The 1,131-nt window shown below is 34.5% G+C and carries 1 protein-coding gene; it reads right to left on the bottom strand.

What is annotated here, in order from left to right:
• Positions 1-24: 24 nt before the first annotated feature.
• A partial coding sequence (locus C0512_RS15950; protein ID WP_290863359.1) for a serine hydrolase occupies positions 25-1,131 on the bottom strand: 1,107 nt, incomplete at its 5' end.

The raw sequence follows: 1,131 nt of genomic DNA, 5'->3' as shown, positions 1-1,131 counted from the left end.
GCCACCTTAGCGGCAATACCCTTGTTAGCGGTTGTTTTTCTTCCTGTTATCATTTTTTAGTTTTTTAAGTATGTAAGTCCAGTGAGGATTTTGTGGATCTAGTTCGAAAGCTTTTTCAAAATATTTCACAGAAACTTTCTTATTCTTATTTCGTCTATAAGTTTCGCCTAAACTTTCATACACAATAGGAGAATTAGGATACTCTTTTAAGTTCAGTTCATAGATTTTTATGGCTTCGTCAATTTTTTTATTTTTTCTCAATTCATTTCCTAAATAATTGAGTTGATTTTCATTAAAAATAAACGATGTGTTTTTTGATTCTTTGAGCTGTAGATAAAGTTTAATAGCGTCGTCAACTCCTTTGGTTTCTATAGTTTTTCTGAGTGTATCCAATAAGGCCCAGGTATATTTAAATGGATCAATTCTACGATTAGGCTCAAGAATATACCGGCCAATATCAGTTACAGTATTGTTTGAGTTAGATAAAACAACTACTGCCATTTTATTCTTTTTGTCTATTCCCAAAAAAGTTCTGTAACCAGGCATTCCACCATCTTTAAAAAGTAAATATCCATACTCATTTACGAGAGTCCAACCCATTGTAGTATAAGCGTCATCGCCATCTTTTTTTGCTTGTAGCACATGGGTTAATTCCATTGCAGGGAACAGATGTGTTTTGATGAGCCCCAAATTGGCTTCTGCAAAAGTAAGAAGATCATTAACGGTTGAACGTAAAGCTCCGCCAGCATCAATAGCACCTAATTCGGTTAAGCCGACTTTTGTTCCTGTTTCTGCATGACCTATTGCCAGATTTGATTTTTGTTTTGCTGTTAATGAAATAACGGTGTTATTCATTTTTAACGGTCCGCAAATTTCTTCTTTTATTAAAGTTTCAAAATCTTTGTTAGCAGTCAGGGTCAATATATTACCCAATACTCCATAGGCAACGTTTGAATATCTCCATTTTGAATCAATATCGTAAGGCGGTTCAAAATTTGAGACGTATTCGTAAAGTTTATTTACGGTATAATCAATATAAGGCCGATCTAAATTTTTGGGGTCAACATTATAGGGAAAACGCGGCATCCCAGATCTATGGGTTGCCAGACTGAGCAAAGAAATTTCTTTTCC

The sequence above is a fragment of the Flavobacterium sp. genome, assembly GCF_013822155.1.
In the GTDB taxonomy this organism is placed as follows: Bacteria; Bacteroidota; Bacteroidia; order Flavobacteriales; family Flavobacteriaceae; genus Flavobacterium.
The sequence above is the reverse complement of the archived record's forward strand: the minus strand, read 5'-3'. Positions and strand labels throughout refer to the sequence as shown.